Raw genomic sequence first — 19,954 nt, 5'->3', positions numbered from 1 at the left:
TGATAAACTATTGACGTACTTTCAAGAAAAGGAGACTCATATCTTGTCGAATCCAGTATACGGGAAACAAAAGAAGGCGTCGAGCAAAGACAGTACTAGCTCAACTTCTCCGCTACTATGGACCCTGACCATAGGACTCATCTTATTTCTACTCTGGTCCTCTTTCCAAGTTGCGCTATTCAATGGACAATTGCTTCAATTTGAAGGACCCATTTATTGGGCGGTAGCCCTAACAACCCTCCTGTTCGTGATGTGGGTTGCTGTCTACTTCAAACAGATTAAGTTAGAAACTCAGCAAGATTGGCTTAAGATCGCGGTGATATTGCTGCCACTTACCTATGTCCTGTCACTCATCAGTACAGCATCTGAATATTTGGCAATCAACATGATCCTCATCCAATGCATTTACGCCATGATCTTTGTAATGGCTATGTACCTGCTACAAAACAACAAAATCAATCATATCATACATTCCTCCTTGATAGGAATTGCATATGTTATTGTTGGATTTGGTTTTTTGAATTGGCTCGGGACATTCAGTCTCGCCGGTAAGCTTGTTGGGTGGTTTTCGGCCGGTGTCGTGAATGGAGTCTATAACCAAGCGATATGGAATGATTCCAACGGTCCACGGCTTGCATCGGTGTTTCAGTATCCCAATACATACGCCGCTTTCCTGATGACATTTTTTTTTATTTCCATTTTCAGTATGATCCGTTCCAAAAGAGTATACACACAGCTACTGCATGGATTTATGCTTGTGCCGATCATCCTGTCACTGTTGCTGACGCTCTCCCGGACGGGACTTGTCATGCTGCCCATTGTATTTGTCATCCTGTTATTGCTATTGAAACCCGCCAAGCAAATTCTATGGTTCATCTATAGTGGAGTTGCAGCGATAGGTACACTGATTGTTCTGAACCCCATAAATACAGCTGGGCTTGAATTGCAAAAGCAATTTTCAGGCTCTCTTGCAGCCAAGGGTTGGATGGTTCTGGTTGCAGCATCTATCGTTGTCGCACTGTTATGTTGGGTTATCCAGCGCTGGGTTGCGCCTCGCCTTGAAGGCAAACTTCAGTCCTGGTCCGCTCGAAAAGGATCAAGTTTGTGGATTCCATTAGGTTCTGTTGTTCTTACCGTCATTGTTGCCGTGCTTCTACTCGGAACGAGTGTGCGAAATATTTTGCCGGATAGCATCAGCACACGGCTTGAAAATATCAATTTTCAACAGCACAGTGTGCTGGAGCGGATTACATTTTATAAAGATGCTACAAAGTTATTTGCAGACTACCCAGTCATTGGTGCGGGCGGTGGCGCTTGGACCGCCTTGTATGAGAAGTACCAGAACAATCCTTATATTAGCGCCCAGGCTCACAACTTCTTCATGCAATATCTGGTTGAGGTCGGGATCATAGGCTTTGTTGTTTTTATGGCATTTATTCTCTTTGTATTCTATCAATATGTGCGTGCTTATTTAAAACGGAGTGAGGAAGAACGCGAATCGCATTTTGTGTACTTCATTCTATCGATGTCCATTCTGGTATTGAGCCTTCTCGATTTCAATATGAGTTATGTCTTTATTGGGATCTTGGTATTCCTTGGACTCGGCGGTATGGCTGCTGCCATGGACCTCAAGCCGATGCGTCGATTGAAGATGAGTGACTCCACCGCACGCGGAATCTACAGTTCGATTTCGGGAATAGCTGTAATCGTTCTGCTCATTATGTCTATTCGTTTCCTGCAAGCGAATCAATATGCCTACGAGGCTAAAGAGGTAGCTCAAACGAGACAAGACTTCCAGATGATCAAAGCTCCACTGGAAAAAGATCTTTCGATTCGCAGCACACATTCAGACTCCTTGCTGATGCTGGCTTCCCTGTATCAACAAGGCTATGAGCAAACAAAAGATGATCAGTTCTATACAGCCTCAGCACAGTTGCTCCAGCGTGGTCTTGAAGCAGAGCCCTTTAATAAAGCTATGGTTAAGCAACTCATAAGTTTAGACGAATTGAAGGGTGAGTTTGACCAGGCTTATGCGCTCCAAAAAGAATATGCCTCCAATTACGCCTGGGATATGGCTTGGTATGAGACACTGATCAGCCGTTCGTTCGATCTTGGGTACCAAGCACTTGGACAAGGTGATGCTTCTAAGAAAGGATCTTATTTCAATTCAGGTCTGGATGCTTACCAGCACGTTGTTGATGGAGTAGAACATCTAAAGACTCTTCCTGAAGGACAGCTTCAAGGACAGCCTTTCCAGCTCACTCCAACAATGATTCTGAACGCAGGGAAAATAAAATATATGTTAAACGATTCCGTCGGTGCTGCTACTATCCTTAAGGGTGGAATCGCAGAGGATCTGACCGATGCTACCAACCGTGAAATTGCTCGTTGGTACCTTGCCGCTCTAACTAAGGATGGACAACAAGATCAAGCTATATATGATAACCTTATCGCTGTCGCACCTAATGAAGCAGACGAGATTAAACAGATAGCAGAACTGAATTTCTAATAAAATGCACTACTTGTCCTCTATAACTCCATACAAAAAAAGGTTTTCCCTCTTCAAAGGGCAAACCTTTTTTTGTGATCTTATTCATTAGAAATATATTAGTTCGACGCCACTATCTTCTTCAGGTACGCCAACAAATCCTCCCGCAAATCCGGGTGCTGCAACGCATAATGAATCGATGTCTCAATAAAACCTAACTTCTCACCAACATCATGACGCAGACCATCAAAATGATATGCAAGAATCTGCCGCTGCTCATTCAATCGGGACAAGGCATCCGTGAGTTGGATTTCGCCCCCCACGCCAGCAGATTGTTGACCTAGTATCTCGAAGATATCCGGTGTAAGAATGTATCGTCCCATAATAGCAAGGTTAGACGGGGAATCCTCAGTCTTTGGTTTCTCAATTAAGCGGCGCGCACGAAAAACCCGTTCATCGGTAGGGGTCAGCAACTCTCCGTCTACAATCCCGTAGCGGGATACCTCATTCCAATCGACAGGCTGTACACCAACGATTGGAGACTGCAGTTCATCATAGACCTCGATCATCTGCTTCAGGCAGGGATGGCCCGCCTCCACAATGTCGTCCCCTAACAGGACGGCAAAAGGTTCGTTGCCGATAAACTTGCGTGCACACCAGATGGCGTGACCAAGTCCCTTCGGTTCCTTTTGACGGATATAATGAATGTCTGCCATCTCGGAAGGTTTGCGTACTTCGTTGAGTAGGTCCCATTTCTGTTTGCCCGCCAAATTCTGCTCCAGCTCAAAAGAATAGTCGAAGTGATCTTCAATGGCCCGTTTCCCTTTACCCGTCACAATAATGATATCTTCAATGCCAGAAGCTACGGCTTCTTCAATAATGTACTGGATCGTTGGCTTGTCCACGATGGGTAACATTTCTTTCGGCATCGCCTTGGTGGCAGGCAAAAAACGGGTACCCAGCCCTGCGGCTGGAATAATTGCTTTACGAATTTGCATACGAACCTACTCCTTTTGCTAGATACATATTTTAATATATTTAATGATTCTGAGTTCTAGGATGCTTGGACTCCATTATACCATCAACAATTCGCGGATATCCTGTTCGGATAAGGTCGTTGATCCTCCGTCTCCCGGTTCGATTACTTCGGCAATCAAGTCCTTCTTCCGCTGCTGGAGTTCCAAAATCTTCTCTTCGATCGTACCTTCGGTAACTAAACGAATGACTTGCACCACTTGTTTCTGTCCCATACGATGGGCACGGCCAATTGCCTGTTCTTCCACGGCGGGATTCCACCATAGATCATATAATATAACGGTATCTGCCCCTGTTAAGTTTAGTCCGGTACCGCCAGCTTTCAGGGAGATTAAGAACAGTTCAGCTTCGCCCTCGTTAAATCTGTGGCACATCTCAACCCGGCTCTGGGCAGGGGTCTGACCATCGAGGTAGAAAAGATTCCTTCCTTGTGCCGCAAGTGTCTGACGAATCAGGTTCAACATGCTCGCAAATTGGGAGAAGATGAGAATTCGTTTGCCTGAAGCCAAACAATCCTCGACCGTTTCAAGCAACTGTTCCATTTTCCCGGAATCGCCTTGATATCCTTCGACAAAGAGGGCCGGATGACAACACAACTGACGCAAGCGTGTGATACCTGCCAGAATTTTGATGCGATTCTTCTGGAATCCGTTATCCTCCATGTCCTTCGATGCTTCATCCTGAAGCTGGGAAAGGTATGCGGCGTAAAGTTTCTTCTGTTCAACCGTAAGCTCTGACCGCTGTACCGTTTCAATTCGATCAGGCAATTCTTCCAACACATCCTTCTTCAGGCGACGCAGAATAAACGGACGCACCATCCGCGAGATCCGTTCCGGAGGAAGGTCGCGGAATCTTCTGTAACTTGGAAATAACCCTGGGAATACGGCTTCAAAAATGGACCACAATTCATCCAGCGAGTTCTCCACAGGTGTACCTGTGAGTGCAAAACGGCGCGGTGCCTGAATCTGTTTCACTGCCTGCGCGGTCTGAGAAGAAGCATTTTTGATTGCCTGAGCTTCATCCAAAATGAGCGTATGGAAGGTTCGGCCCAGGTAGGTATCCAAATCCCGTCGCAACAGAGGATAAGACGTCACAATCACATCTGCCTCATCCATGCCTGAAAGCATGCTGGCTCGCTCTTCTTTCTGACCGGCTGCGATCAAGACGTTCAGATGCGGGGCGAACCGTGCAAACTCATTAGCCCAGTTGTAGGTCAGCGAGGCAGGAGCCACGACAAGTACGGGAGGATGAGTAACCCTCGTTCGGATCGTCAATCCATCCTGCTGTATCGTGGACCATAAACCATCCGTATTCTCTGAAGCCATCTTATCCAATGGGAGTCCAGTTTCAGGATCGATGTCGGAAGTCGCCAACGTTTCACCATCCCATAATGATCCGCTCTCCCGATATTTATCATCGCCCGTATGGTCCATATTGTACTCGGGCTTCTCCTGAAGCACTGCTGTGATATAGGCGATGCTTTGCAACGTTTTACCAAGTCCCATATCATCCGCCAGAATGCCGCCAAAACGATAATAAGCGAGAGTACGCAACCACTGGTATCCGCTATTCTGATAATCCCGCAGTATGGGGGTCAGTGATCCCGGCAATGCAAAATCCATCCGTTCGGGATCTCTGAGATCATCGAGGAAACGTTTCAGGGAGCCTCCCCACTTCACATGACCGGAAACTTCGTCCCTGCCTGGCAATTGTAACGCCCGAACAGCTGGCAGCCGGATATGGCTGCTCTTGATGTCATCTGCCCCCAGCCCAAGTGAATCGGCCATGTGAGCGAAGCTATCTGCACCTTCATTTTCAAGCGACAGAAAGACACCGCTCTTGAGACGGAAATACGGTTTCTTTTCCACAATGCGACGCATGAGTTCCTGAAGTTCCTGCTCGTCCACACCTTCCATCTCGAATGAAATCTCCAGCCAGTCCAATCCTCTTCCCAAATCTGCTCGTACTTTCGGCGGTGTTGGATAGGATTGCACCATCGCCTTCACGGCGTTTGGCATGTAGATTTCTACCTGTTTCTCAAGTTCAGGCAACAGATGATACATGACATCATAGATGGCATCTTCCCGTTCGCTCGCCCAAACACTACCATCCCTTTCGAGAAAGGATCGATCAAGCCGTTCAATCAGATTCCGCTCTTTGTATCGGTCACGCACCAAAATAACCTTTTTCTCTTCTTCATCTATTAAATACTCTGCAAGCGGATTAATAACCATGACCTCATAGTCGAATTCCAGACGCGCTGTAATACGTTCACGATAGAAGTCGATGTACAGCTTCGGTGAAAGTTCCGGTTCCGCGATCTGTTCACGCACCTGCGAATCAATGGACAGATGTCCAAGCGTACGCAGTTCTGGCACGACATGCTGTACAAACTCATCCACCTGCTGGGTCGAAATATCAATGCTTTCCTTGATTCCATATGACGTGAGCGCCCCACTCAAGTCCTCCAGACTTCGCATCTGCATCGGCTCCAACATATGCAACTGCCCTTCCACCACAGCGGCATCATAAGCAGGAAGAAGAATCAGCTCACGCAGACCCGAAATTTCAAGCTGATATCCTTCATTTGCTCCCTGGGCAATCCGGTAAAACAAAGGCAATACTCCCTCACCGAGCGTGAGTGGTCCATTGGCAAATCCTGTACCCTCCATCCGACTATCAGCCTGCAGCAGCAATTCCAGCAGTGGCTTCCATACGAGTGGAGCAATCAATATATCCCGTCCATCTGACGCCCCCAAATAACCGGAAATGGATTCGCGGTATGCCTCTTCACTCTGCCTCATTCGAATGAGCATCGAGAGAATCGCCTGATCCTGCGGAGTGAACACATGCATTAATGGATCATAGTGGAACAGTTTGGTAAATGACATGGGCTCGCCTTTTTCGATGCAGTTCAGGAATTGCTTCACTTTTTGCACCACATACAGACGTTTATTACCAACTTTCAGTTCAAGAGCAAGTTTCCCCCCACCCTTATGAACTTGTATCAGCTTGAGTATAAACTGAATCTGCAACTCTTCCCGCAAGGAGGATCGGCTGACAGGAGCGGTGTATTTACGGTCATTTCCATGCAGCGTTCTCCGATCCTTGGCAAACATGGACAGAATCTGATCCGCCGTACGGTAAGAAGGTTTATCTGCCGAGCGCCCCCACCCCGAAGCTGAGCTTGGACGACCTGCCTGGGCAAAATGAACCGGAGGACGCTTTGGAGCATCATTCAGTTGCTCTCGTTGTGAAGCAGACTGGGGGCGCTCCCACATGCTCTCTTCGACCAGTGTCCCGACCCTGGACTTGGAACCTGAGCTGAAACCAGTTCCTTGTCCTGTAGCAGGTTGAGGAGGCTTCCCAGAAACAATCGTGGCATTACGCTCCTGCTGCTCACCCCATTCGTGAATAGCCAACAGGACAGCAGCGACATGTTTGCAATAGTCGTAATGCCTGCCGTCACCCGGACAACTGCAGCCTGCCACAACCTCACCTGATCCATCTATATCCACCGTCACCTGATAGCGCTCCGATCCACGTACCTGTGCTTCATAATGAAGCTGATCCTTACTGACCACCAGATTGGTCACCCTGCCAGATTGGTTATAATCTTCTCCGCGCTTGAATGCCGTGACCCCGCACAGCAATTTGATATCCATAATTGTGAATGGCGCCACGCTTCTTCGCCTCCTGTGTCATGATGTAAAAAAACCCCAAGAGCTCCTTAAAGCAGAGATTGGGGTTGCTTCATGCTTGATTGTAAATGTTGATGTAAAATACAATCTGTTTATTTCACCAATTGACCACGTGTAACGCCCAGTTGGTTTGTTGCTTTAAGTGTTTTCCAAACTTGTGTACCACTGATCTCGCCGCGTAGTGCACGGTTGTACAGATCAATAACCTCGCGTACCTGATCCGGTGTCTCTTCCAGGAATTCCACACGGTAACGGGATACACCCAGATCCATAAAGTTGGTCAGATACTCGGCACCTGACTGCTCCACTGCGTTGTATACCGTATTACGGCAACCTTCATCCACACGCACCGGGTGGGACATGCCGATCCGGTCTTGCAGTGATGCACGCTGTTCCTCACAAGGACGGCCACAGTTAGTATAGTCCGTTCCTTCACTCATGAACGTACAATATACACAGTGCTCGGTGTGGAACATCGGCAGATGCTGATGGATAACCACTTCGGTCTGACTTGTACGGGAGTGGCCCAGCAAATCAACCATTTGTTGAATGTTCAAGTCATAGGATGGGGTAATCCAGTCACATCCGGCTTCCAGGAACAATTCTACTGCTTTGTGATTGGCGATGTTCAATGAGAAGTCACCGATCAGTTCCGGGTGCTTCGCATCCGGGTTTTCCATCCGGTGACGAAGGTAGAAGTACAGTGCTCCTGTATTACGTACCAATACTGCATCCGGCTTCAGACGCAGGATGTTGTTATGATATCCGTTCTCCCCTGGCATATGAATACGCGGTGTTGCCAACGCGATCTTGCGACCAGCGGCATGCACAGCTTCCACGGCTGCCGGGAACTGCTTGATAAACTCGAAGTCGGCATAGATCATGCCGATTCCTGCTTCAATCGCTGCCTCCACTTGTGGCAGGCTGCGACAGAGCGCAGTCAGCTCTGCTTGACCGCGAGCGACTGGTGATGCCGGTTTAACCGAATCGCCGTATACATCTACCGCCCGTTTCACGTAGACGGGTGGTTTAGGACGTTCACCCGCGAGTTGTTCTACCGCCTGACGGCGAATGTTATTCAACTCGCGCATCGGGATGATGACGTCACCGTGCAGATTGACGTCCATTCCTTCCAACTGGAACACTGTGCCTCCCAGACGTCCGAACTGCTCTTCGAGCAATTCATGTGTCATTGGACGCTTCTGGGCGATGTCCAGTTCCATCTCGGAATCAATACGGACGGTCGTGCCTTTCTGCACGTCTGTCCACCACGTGCTGAGCGGTTGCCCCGGGCTGCCGATAACTTTTACTTTCACCGGGAATACACGGTAAGGCTTCTCGGTCTCGAAGCTTTGACGCAGACGTTTGTCGAGCGCAGGGTCATTCGTTTTCCACACTTTGTCGCCAACTTTCACACGACGCAGATCTACGTCACTACGGCCTGGCACAACGTCAACAATCCAGCCCTCTTCGGCTTCGCCTTCGAGTTTTACGCCTTTGCGACGTACATCGTATACCCGTCCGCCTTCTTCCTTCTGAGTCGGGTCTCCAGCGTCAAATACAATCCCGTCTCCACGTTTCACAGGTGCATCCAGCTTCAGGACCACACCATCACGCAACACTTGATCTACACGACCAAGGTAGACACCACGGCTTTTCGGGAACGTTCCATCCACCAGTTCTTTGTTGTTTGTACCGCTGAGGAAACCATGTGTGAATCCACGGGAGAAGCTTTGCTGCAATTCGCGAACTTCTTCCTTGCTTGGCGGTGTGTTATCTCCATCAAAATAACGGTCAATCGCTTTACGATATTTGCTTACTACGTTTGCTACGTATTCTGGCGTTTTGAGACGTCCTTCAATTTTGAAAGAAGTTACTCCTGCTTCGATCAGTTCCGGCATCAGATCAATCGCTGCCAGATCCTTCGGAGACAACAGATAAGCTACATCACCCATCGGTTTGTGCACCCCATCCACCATCAGATCGTATGGAAGACGACAAGCTTGTGCACACTCTCCACGGTTCGCGGAACGCCCTCCCCACATTTCGGAAGTCAGACATTGCCCCGAGTAGGATACACACAGCGCACCATGAACGAATACTTCCATTGGAAGCTTCGCCTGTTCACCGATCTTTTGGATCTGCTTCAGGTTGTTCTCCCGTCCCAGAACGACACGTTCCATATCAAACGGCTTCGTAAACTCGACCGCTTCCGGTGACGTAATTGTCATCTGTGTTGAACCGTGAATCGGGAAATCCGGTGAGATCTCGCGGATCATCTTCACCAAACCCAAATCCTGAACAATTACAGCGTCCACACCTGCATCGACACAAGCGTCAATCAGTTCTTTTGCATCCGTCAATTCATTTTCAAAAATCAATATATTAAAGGTCAAAAAACCTTTTACGCCATAACTGTGCAAAAACGCCATAATCTCCGGCAGCTCGTCCATGCGGAAATTGTTCGCCCGTGCCCGTGCATTAAACTTTTCGACTCCGAAGAAAATTGCATCTGCGCCATTAGCTACCGCCGAACGCATACAATCCCAGTCACCAGCAGGTGCCAGAAGTTCAACGTCTTCTCTTCGTATTGTTGCTGTTTTCATGTAGATCCTCCCCATAACCGGCTATCCGCCGGATTTCGTCCCTATATCCTCAAACGCCTGAACATACTAAGCCTAAGACTGCACCTTATCGGGTACACCTGCATTGTCACGGTATTACAATATCTATCTATTATGTCTGTATTGCCTGAACTCCAAGCTTACAGTCATTCATATTCATCAGATCAGCAGTCATAACTCCTGAACTAGTATAGTGTACCACTTCTGCACCGACTCTTCTACGTTTTCCTGAAAAAACCGTTTACCATTTTCATTTTCATTAAGATTTACACTAGACACTCCGATTGCAGTACCATCTTCCGATCTCTGTTACCCTCTAGATTTTTTTATTTCCTTTTCTAAAGGGGAAAATCTGGTGATAAACGCGCACGCTTCGCTTCTTCAGATCGGTTCTGCACTCTTCGTCCCAGTGTAAATATTTAATTTATCTTATACAGGAAACAAATAAGCCGAAAGGTCTTTTGACCCTCCGGCTCCACTACAATTATTTAATAAAAGTAAATGAGTTCACTGCTTTTTCCAAGGCTGCCGCCTGAACTTCTGTCTTGTTGGCATCATTCAGCCCACTTGTGATCGTATAGGTTGTTCCATCCTTTTCAAACACGATCTGCCGACCCGCATATGGCACGCCTTTGTCCAGCTCATGATACGTAAAGGAAAATGCAGGCACACCCGCAAACGTCAGCTCCTCACTGCGTAGCAGCTGGAAGTTTTTCCGCGTTTTGGTGGCTTCGGCATAAGCTTCTCTCAATTGGCTGACCGTCATCTCGATTGACTTGTCTTCGCTCGCCGCAATGGAGAATTCTCCGCCGGTAAAGGTGTACACCACAGGTGAATATTCGAATCGATCACTATACGGCGTCCAGTAACGCGGAATATCTACACTGTATTTATAACGTTTGGACGTACGTGTAAGTGTCTTCGTTTTGTCTGTCAAATAAGGATCTTCATCCAGCTGACCGAAATTATCGGCAACCGTATCAAAATCAATCTCCACACTCTTCATAATCCGTTCAAACCATGCCCGATCTGCAACCTGCTCCTCAGGGAACGTATACTCTGCATAATATCGATACCCATTCTTCTGCAAAAGAACATCAAACTCGGTCTGCCAGCCTCCGCCAAAGTTATAACGGAATTCATTCACCTCGGCAGTCTCTCCCGAGATATCCATCGTATATGAGCCAATTGGCTCGTAACTCTCTGGTGTAAATGTCTCGCGCATCCACTTATCCAGTTGGCCGCTCCAGTCTTTTACTGTTGTACCTGCCTTCGCCGATGTGACACGCCATTGCAGAAATGCACCATCCTTGGCTTCATAGATCATCTGATTGTTATCCATCGACCAGCCGGCAGGAATCTTCAATTCAATACCATAGTCATCGTTCCACGCAGAGCGCATGCCATTATCTACGGTGGACAGATCCTTAATCGTTCGATCCGATTCCGCATAGGTTGGCTGGAATGAATTGAGCAGCGCTGCACGTTTGCCCAGATCTTTATAATTCAGAGCTTCGTAATCCGCGAGGTACACATCATATTGACGACCTTCGCTCAAATACTGACGCATCTCCCATAACATGCCGTCTACATCTTTCACGATAATCCGTGCATAAGGCGTTTTGCCTTTCGACACCGCTTCACGATCCAGCACCGTATCTCCCGATTGTTTGGCCTCCTGGACAAGTTGCTGCAACAAATCATCCGCATCCAGAGCCACATCCTGATCGCTGACATACACTTCAAGATAATAACTGTTGTCCGCAGCGCCAAAAGTCATCATGCGCTCCTGCTCACCGGTCTGGAAAACCATAAGGTCTGCCGGGTAGTTAATGGACCAACCGTAAAAACTGTTGCCAATTCTGGTTTTGCCTTCATCCGGATGAATACCATCCTCATCATCCACCGAATCATCGGTTTGCAACAGACGAATGACCATTTCTCCGGAACTGGTTGGAGCTAGCGTCGCTCCGATACCGGCAGCAACCGCACGAAGTGGAACCATAAGTACGCCATTCACCATCTTGGGGGCGGCACCCATTTCATGTTTTACACCATCCACCCAAGCAATCGAACTGCCAATCGTTAGGGTAACCGTGTGTGAACCTTCCTTGATTTTGACAACATCATTTTTCTCCAGCCGGATCTCGCTGCCAAATGCTTTCTTGAACACTCCAACAGGCACCATCGTTACACCCTTGAACTTGTAAGGTTTGGCTATGGCCTGCTTATCGCCGTTAATGTAGGCGCTCGTGCTACCCGCTTTGACACGTAGTTCACTTGTCGTCAGATCAGATGCCCATACAGGCAATGCCGCGCCAATGGTCAGCATCCCGGTTAATACACCTGTGCTTAGCACACGTATCCATGACTTTTTCATTCCGTTCTTTCGTCCTCTCTACATCCGGGCTGATCGCCGGGCTTTATTGTTCTTCATCTGCAAGGAACGCTTCATCTTCCTCGTCTACGATGTCTGCGCGATCAGCAAGCACCAACGTGCGGGTGACGATATCGCCATCCGATTGCATCAACAGCTTTACCTTTTGTCCAGGCAGATACTTTTTGAGCAACTCATTGATATCCACTACTGAAGAGACACGTGTGCCCGCGACACTGTAAAGGACATCGCCCTCTTTGATTTTGGCTTTCTTGGCTTCAGGAGACAGTACGCCCGTAATCGTTAAGGGATCATCTGTAGGCAGGCCCACAATCGCAGACCAGCTTTCTTCCAGCTGTAACCCCAGACTTGCACGTTTTATTTTGCCATATTTAAAAAACTGATCGATGATATATTGAACGGTATCCACTGGAATCGAAAATCCCAAACTCTCTACGCCTACCGCAGAGAATTTCATCGAGTTGATACCAACCACTTCACCCTTCAGGTTGACCAGCGGTCCTCCGCTATTTCCTGGGTTAATGGCCGTGTCGGTCTGAATCAACCGGTAGGTCGCCTCAACACCACGATTCAAGCCGCTAATTACCCCTACCGTTGCCGAGTTGCGCAAAGAAAAGGAAATCGGCGTACCCAAGGCAATCACCGTTTCTCCAACAGTGGTTTGTGAAGCTTTGGCGAAGCTCGCCGGTTTGAGTGATTTGGCATTGATTTTGATTAGCGCCAGATCACTGAGTGCATCACTGTATGTTTTCGTAATTTTGTATGTATTGCCATCCGTTGTAACGACCACAGGGTTTATTAATCCATCTACCACGTGAGCATTTGTTACAATCCATCCATTGGACCGGATAATGACACCTGTACCATGTGCAAGATTATATCGATCGTCTGATGTTGCACCGTCCTGCACTTCGGTAGATTTCCCAATAATGCCTACGACCGAAGGAGATACCTTTTCGATCACTTTGGGAATGGCTTCACTTCCCTTGTACGTGTACGTTCCGGATTTGGCATCATATTGTCCACTTCCACCAACTGCCTTGAGCAGATCCTTGGTGTTCACATAGACTTGACCGTCTACCACCTTCGCTTGCATTGCCGTTTTGGATTCAGCTGCACCGGCCGTTGCCGCCACACTAATCGAGAGTACAGCAGCCATCAGTATGGCTATTCCCTTTTTACCCAACACGCTCATATTCTCACCTGACCCTCTCTATACATCCTTCTTGCGCGACTCGACATCGGATTCATTGCTGAATCTATTCTCTCTTTCTCTCATCTGCAATTCCGGTATCCCTCAATGTATCATACAGAATCTGGATATACAATTGTTTTAAGTCCTATTTTAGTAGAGAAGGTAGAATCTTGTTCTATCGCTCGATATAAACGAAAAAAACACCCTCCATGTCTCTCTGGAAAGTGTTCGTCTGTACCTCTTTTGGCTTAGATTACATTTAACGGCATTCCTACTGAGCAAACCAACCCGTTATCATCGCATAGTCTGTCATCAGAAATACCAGTAGGCTGACTACTGCAAATCCGATCGCAAACAGATTTTTCTTCGGTGCCCGAAGAAGCCGAACAACTCCGATGAAAATCAGAATCGTAAATAAGATGACAAAAATATCAAATGCATTAAAATTCGATGTACTCGCCGTGGCAGCTTCTGCAAACAGCATGGATAGACAGACCTCCTTACCATAGTTGAACAGCTAACGCATACCCTAATATCTTCCTCTATGTTATCTGTACCCTGCTTGTAATGCAAGCCCTATCATCCATAAAAATGAAAAAAAGCCAATTTGGCCGAATATTCCTGTATTGCTCGTCATCATGCATATGTAAACACTTTCACGAAATAACTTTAATCCGAAGAAAAACGGTGCATAATTCAAAATTAAAAAGCCCTTCTTCTCGGAAGCAGAGCACATCAGATCGTAATCCAACGTCTCAACCTTTTCGAAAAGAAGGGCCAATAATGCCACTTCATAGGATATAACTAATGGTTAGCTGACCTTAGTCCACCAATTGCAGTGCCTTGCTGCGCTCGGTATCCCGCTCCAGAACCGGCTTCAAGTACTTGCCTGTGTAGGAAGCTTCCACTTTGATGATATCCTCAGGGGTTCCGGTTGCAACAATGGTTCCTCCACCACTACCGCCTTCCGGCCCCAGATCAACAACATAGTCTGCTGTTTTGATCACATCCAAGTTATGCTCAATCACCAACACCGATTCCCCGGAATCAACCAGACGGTGCAATACGTTCAGCAAACGGTCGATATCATCGACATGCAAACCGGTAGTCGGTTCATCGAGGATGTAGATGGTTTTCCCTGTACTGCGGCGATACAGCTCGGAAGCAAGCTTCACCCGCTGGGCTTCACCACCAGACAATGTGGTTGCAGGTTGTCCAAGGTTGATATAACCCAAGCCCACATCCATCAGTGTCTGCATTTTACGATGGATCTTCGGAATGTTCTCGAAGAATTGGGTTGCATCTTCAACCGTCATTTCCAGCACATCGGAGATATTTCTGTTTTTATATTTCACTTCAAGCGTTTCCCGGTTGTATCGTTTGCCTTTGCAGACTTCACAAGGAACATAAACGTCCGGCAAGAAGTGCATCTCGATTTTGATAATACCGTCTCCACGGCAGGCTTCACAACGTCCACCTTTGATATTAAAGCTGAACCGGCCTTTCTTGTATCCACGTACTTTGGCTTCATTCGTCTGAGCAAACAGATCCCGGATATCATCAAAGACACCGGTATACGTAGCCGGGTTGGAACGTGGTGTCCGCCCGATTGGTGATTGGTCAATATCGATAACTTTATCGATATGCTCCAAACCACGAATTTCTTTATGTTGACCCGGACGTACCCGAGCACGGTTCAGATCACGTGCCAGCGTTTTGTACAGGATCTCATTGATTAATGTGGATTTACCAGAACCTGACACACCCGTTACCGCGGTGAATACACCTACAGGAATCTTCACATTCAGATTCTTCAGGTTATTTTCTTTGGCTCCACGTACTTCCAACCAACGGTCTCCTACACTTCTACGTTCCGTACGAATCGGAATGAATTTGCGTCCACTCAGATATTGACCGGTTAAGGAGTTCTCATCATTCATGATCTCCTCCGGTGTACCCTGTGACATGATGGTACCCCCGTGGATACCTGCACCTGGGCCAATATCAATAATATAGTCGGCAGCCATCATCGTATCCTCATCATGTTCAACCACGATCAACGTGTTACCAATGTCGCGCATATGCGCAAGCGTTGAGATCAGACGGTCATTATCCCGTTGATGCAGACCGATACTTGGCTCATCCAGAATATACAGTACACCCATCAGGCTGGAACCGATCTGTGTAGCCAGTCGGATCCGCTGAGCTTCCCCACCGGACAATGTTCCGGCAGCACGACTCAGTGTAAGGTAATCCAGACCAACATTCACCAGGAAGCCGAGACGGCTGTTGATTTCTTTCAAAATCAGTTTGGCAATTGTCTGCTCTTTCTCCGTCAATTCCAATGTATCAAAGAATCGGCCAGCTTCACCAATGGACAAACTAGTCACATAGGCCATGTTGTGATCATTAATCGTAACAGCAAGACTCTCGCGTTTCAGACGTTGACCTTTACACGTACCACAAGGCTTCGCACTCATGTAACCTTCAATAAATTCACGGATACCTTCAGATGCTGTATCACGGTAACGACGCTCCAGGTTATTCACGATACCTTCAAAGGTAACCAGCGCTTCCTTCCGTTGTCCAAAATCATTCTCATAACGGAAACGGATTTTCTCCGTACCTGTACCCTGCAACAACTTGTTCATCTGCTCAGCGGGCAGATCTTCGACAGGTACATTCTGCGGAATGTTGAAGTGTTCACATACTGACTTCAGGAACTGCGGATAATAGGTGGATGTGCCACCTGTCCAGGCATCAAAAGCTCCCTCTTCGATCGTCTTGCTGCGATCCGGTACGAGCAGATCAGGGTCAACGATCATTTTGACACCTAACCCATCACAATCCGGGCAAGCCCCGAAAGGACTGTTAAATGAGAACATCCGTGGTGCCAGCTCTTCAATACTGAATCCACACACCGGGCAGGCAAAGTTGGAACTGAATCGCAGCTCTTCTTCACCCATAATATCCACCAGGAGTTGTCCACCGGACAAATTAAGTGCTGTTTCAATAGAGTCGGCCAGACGTGCCTGCACATCATCTTTAACGACAATTCGGTCAACAACGACTTCAATCGTATGCTTTTTATTTTTCTCCAATTGAATATCTTCTGACAGGTCACGCAGTTCCCCGTTCACCCGCACACGGACAAAGCCCTGCTTGGACACATCAGCAAATACACTTTTATGCTCGCCCTTACGGCCCGAGATAATGGGTGCCAAAATCTGCAACCGGGTACGCTCTGGGTATTGCATAATACGGTCAACCATTTGCTCTACGGTCTGGGAACTGATCTCCACGCCATGGTCCGGACAATGTGGATGGCCCACACGTGCAAATAACAGACGCAGATAATCATAAATTTCGGTCACGGTTCCTACTGTGGAACGCGGGTTACGACTTGTTGTTTTCTGATCTATTGAAATGGCAGGAGATAATCCTTCAATGGAATCCACATCCGGTTTCTCCATCTGTCCCAGAAACTGCCTTGCGTAAGCTGACAATGATTCGACATAACGTCGCTGTCCTTCGGCATATATGGTGTCAAAAGCCAGCGAGGACTTGCCTGAGCCACTCAGGCCGGTCAATACCACAAAGCGGTCACGTGGGATGGTAATGTCGATATTTTTCAGGTTATGCGCTCGTGCGCCTTTAATGACAATGTTATCGCTCGCCAATAGTATTCATCCTCTCAAATTTACTAATCCAAACCTTTTAAAAGGCTTTTCGATCCCTCCCAAACCCTCCCTTCCAAGGGAGGGCCCCAGAGGGCGCAGCCCTCTGGACACCCGAAACAAGCGGTGCAACGGTGAGGGGTCGGGTCTTGCTATGTGAAGGGTTGTCGTGTGCCCGCGGCTCCGTATAAGGTTCTGGCTCATTGCCGGAACCTTATACGGCCGCTCTACTGCGAGAGTGACGCTCTCGGCTTCGCCTTGATCGCGGCAGGTCGCCATTGCCTTTGGCTCGGCTCCAAGGTCAAGAGCGGGACGCTCTCGGCTTCGCCTTGGTCGCGACAGGGTCGCTATTGCCTTTGGCTCGGCTCCAAGGTCAAAAGCGGGACGCTCTCGGCTTCGCCATGTTCGCGGCAAGTCGCCATTGCCTTCGGCTCGGCTCCAAGGTCAACACCGGGACGCTCTCGGCTTCGCCACGCTCGCGACAGGTCGCCATTGCCTTCGGCTCGGCTCCAAGCTCAACACCGGGACGCGCTCAGCTTCGCCTTGATCGCGTCAGGTCGCCATTGCCTTTGGCTCGGCTCCGAGGTCAACACTGGGGCACTCTCGACTCCCAATTGATTTCCTATAAACCTTTTAACCAATTTCAACATTTCTATCAGTATAGACCCGAATTCAAGATTTCAACATCTCTTATTATCGGTAGATATCAACGATTTCCTTACTCAACAAGAGAACGGCCAATTGGCCGTTCCCTTGTTACAAATCCTTTACTGGAGCATATAAATGAGCAGTATCTTATTCAGCGCGAAGTTCCAGCAACGCATCGCGAAGCTCAGCAGCACGCTCAAACTGCAGGTTTTTGGCTGCATCTTTCATCTCTACCTCTAGGCGCTGAATAAGCGCCTGGCGATCTTTCTTCGACATCTTCTCGGCTGCGCCTGTGAGATAGTCTTTCTTGGATTCGGCAACTTTGGTTGCCTCAATCACATCACGCACTTTTTTGCGAATCGTCTGTGGTGTAATTCCGTGCTTCTCGTTGTACTCGATCTGAATCGCACGACGACGTTCTGTTTCCTTTATCGCCTTATCCATCGAATCCGTCACTTTGTCACCGTATAGAATAACGCGACCCTCGCTGTTCCGTGCTGCACGACCAATCGTTTGGATCAGTGAGCGTTCGGAACGCAGGAATCCTTCCTTATCGGCATCCAATATGGCTACCAAGGATACTTCGGGTAGATCGAGACCTTCCCGGAGCAAGTTAATTCCAATTAGGACATGGAAAACGCCTAATCTTAAATCACGTAAAATCGCCATCCGTTCCAACGTCTTGATCTCGGAGTGCAGATAACGAACCTTGATTCCAACTTCCTTCAGATAATCCGTAAGATCCTCGGACATCTTCTTCGTTAATGTTGTAATCAACACACGCTCGTCTTTGGCAATCCGGTCGTTAATCTCACCGATCAAGTCATCGATCTGTCCCTTCGTTGGACGCAGTTCAATGATTGGATCAAGCAGTCCGGTTGGACGGATAATCTGTTGCACCATCGTATCGGTATGCTCAATTTCATACGGGCCCGGTGTGGCCGATACATAGATGATCTGATCCATCTTGCCTTCGAACTCTTCGAATTTGAGTGGACGATTATCCAGCGCTGACGGCAGGCGGAAACCATGTTCAACCAATACCGTCTTCCGCGCTTGGTCACCATTGTACATTGCACGGATCTGTGGCAAAGTCACGTGAGACTCATCGACCACGATCAACATGTCATCCGGGAAGTAATCCATCAGTGTGTATGGGGTATCGCCGCGTTCGCGGAAAGTCAGTGGACCGGAATAGTTCTCAATCCCCGAACAGAATCCAACTTCCTTCATCATCTCGATATCGTACCGTGTGCGCTGCTCCAGTCGCTGAGCCTCCAGCAGTTTCCCCTGTTCACGCAACACTTCCAGACGCTCCTCCAGTTCACGCTCAATGTTCACCAGCGCAACCTTCATCGTCTCTTCTTGCGTTACGAAGTGAGACGCCGGGAAGATGGCAATATGTTCACGTTCGCCAATCAGTTCTCCGGTTAACACATCAATCTCCGTAATTTTCTCGATCTCATCACCGAACAATTCAACCCGAATTGCATGTTCACCCTTGGAGGCAGGGAAAATCTCAACAACATCCCCACGAACACGGAACGTCCCCCGCACAAAGTTAATATCGTTCCGCTGATACTGGATCTCTACCAGACGGGACAAAATCTGATTGCGCGGTTTCTCCATGCCTACCCGAAGGGACAGCAACATGCTTGAATACGAGTGCGGTGAACCCAAACCATAAATGCAGGATACACTCGCTACAATGATGACGTCCCTGCGTTCAAACAACGAACTTGTCGCTGCGTGCCGCAGTTTGTCGATCTCTTCATTAATACTTGAATCCTTCTCGATATACGTATCGGAGGACGGGATATATGCTTCTGGCTGAAAGTAATCATAATAACTGACGAAATACTCAACCATGTTATTAGGGAAAAAATCTTTGAACTCACTTGCAAGCTGCGCTGCCAACGTTTTGTTGTGTGCAATAATCAGCGTTGGACGTTGCAGTTGGGCTATCGTCTGGGCTATCGTAAACGTCTTACCCGTACCCGTTGCACCCAGCAGTGTCTGGTACCTCTTCCCCTCCTGAACACCCTTCACCAATTCTTTAATGGCTGCCGGCTGATCACCTTGGGGAGAAAACTCTGACTCGATTTCGAACGTTTTGTCGCTCATTATAATATCGCTCATTGCCGTATCTCACCCTATCGTCTAAAATAATAGTCACTATATATTGTCG

General features: G+C 48.0%; 9 protein-coding genes. 1 reads left to right on the top strand and 8 read right to left on the bottom strand.

Going from position 1 to position 19,954, the window contains the following annotated elements; translation table 11 throughout:
• Positions 1–43 precede the first annotated feature (43 nt).
• Positions 44–2,509, top strand: coding sequence for an O-antigen ligase family protein (locus tag NSQ38_RS08560; RefSeq protein WP_339788604.1), 2,466 nt, complete (start codon positions 44–46; stop codon positions 2,507–2,509).
• A 98-nt stretch (positions 2,510–2,607) separates the two neighbouring features.
• Here the strand turns inward: NSQ38_RS08560 and galU are convergent, their stop codons facing one another.
• The 8 genes from galU to uvrB all read right to left on the bottom strand — a co-directional run bounded on the left by galU (position 2,608) and on the right by uvrB (position 19,905).
• The gene (gene galU, locus NSQ38_RS08555) at positions 2,608–3,486 is read right to left on the bottom strand and encodes a UTP--glucose-1-phosphate uridylyltransferase GalU (protein ID WP_339788602.1); all 879 of its coding nucleotides are present in this window, start codon (positions 3,484–3,486) and stop codon (positions 2,608–2,610) included.
• Positions 3,487–3,561: 75 nt separating this feature from the next.
• Complete coding sequence (locus NSQ38_RS08550; RefSeq protein WP_339788599.1) at positions 3,562–7,206, bottom strand: DEAD/DEAH box helicase; 3,645 nt, start codon at positions 7,204–7,206, stop codon at positions 3,562–3,564.
• A 110-nt stretch (positions 7,207–7,316) separates the two neighbouring features.
• Entirely contained in the window at positions 7,317–9,830 is a 2,514-nt protein-coding gene (locus NSQ38_RS08545; protein WP_339788597.1) for a DUF3656 domain-containing protein, read from the bottom strand.
• Positions 9,831–10,332: 502 nt separating this feature from the next.
• Positions 10,333–12,228 carry a stalk domain-containing protein gene (locus NSQ38_RS08540; protein ID WP_339788595.1) on the bottom strand — a complete coding sequence of 632 codons (1,896 nt, stop codon included), beginning with the start codon at positions 12,226–12,228 and terminating at the stop codon, positions 10,333–10,335.
• 43 nt (positions 12,229–12,271) lie between these two features.
• Positions 12,272–13,441: a trypsin-like peptidase domain-containing protein gene (locus NSQ38_RS08535; RefSeq protein ID WP_339788593.1), complete on the bottom strand. Its 1,170-nt coding sequence runs from the start codon at positions 13,439–13,441 to the stop codon at positions 12,272–12,274.
• 271 nt (positions 13,442–13,712) lie between these two features.
• Complete coding sequence (locus tag NSQ38_RS08530; RefSeq protein ID WP_017692026.1) at positions 13,713–13,925, bottom strand: hypothetical protein; 213 nt, start codon at positions 13,923–13,925, stop codon at positions 13,713–13,715.
• A gap of 337 nt (positions 13,926–14,262) precedes the next feature.
• Positions 14,263–17,121 carry an excinuclease ABC subunit UvrA gene (gene uvrA / locus NSQ38_RS08525; protein ID WP_289390465.1) on the bottom strand — a complete coding sequence of 953 codons (2,859 nt, stop codon included), beginning with the start codon at positions 17,119–17,121 and terminating at the stop codon, positions 14,263–14,265.
• Between the two features lie 792 nt (positions 17,122–17,913).
• Positions 17,914–19,905 carry an excinuclease ABC subunit UvrB gene (gene uvrB, locus NSQ38_RS08520; protein ID WP_091013102.1) on the bottom strand — a complete coding sequence of 664 codons (1,992 nt, stop codon included), beginning with the start codon at positions 19,903–19,905 and terminating at the stop codon, positions 17,914–17,916.
• Positions 19,906–19,954: the final 49 nt, after the last annotated feature.

This window comes from Paenibacillus sp. FSL R7-0313, assembly GCF_037969885.1.
Lineage (GTDB): Bacteria > Bacillota > Bacilli > Paenibacillales > Paenibacillaceae > Paenibacillus.
The sequence above is the reverse complement of the archived record's forward strand: the minus strand, read 5'-3'. Positions and strand labels throughout refer to the sequence as shown.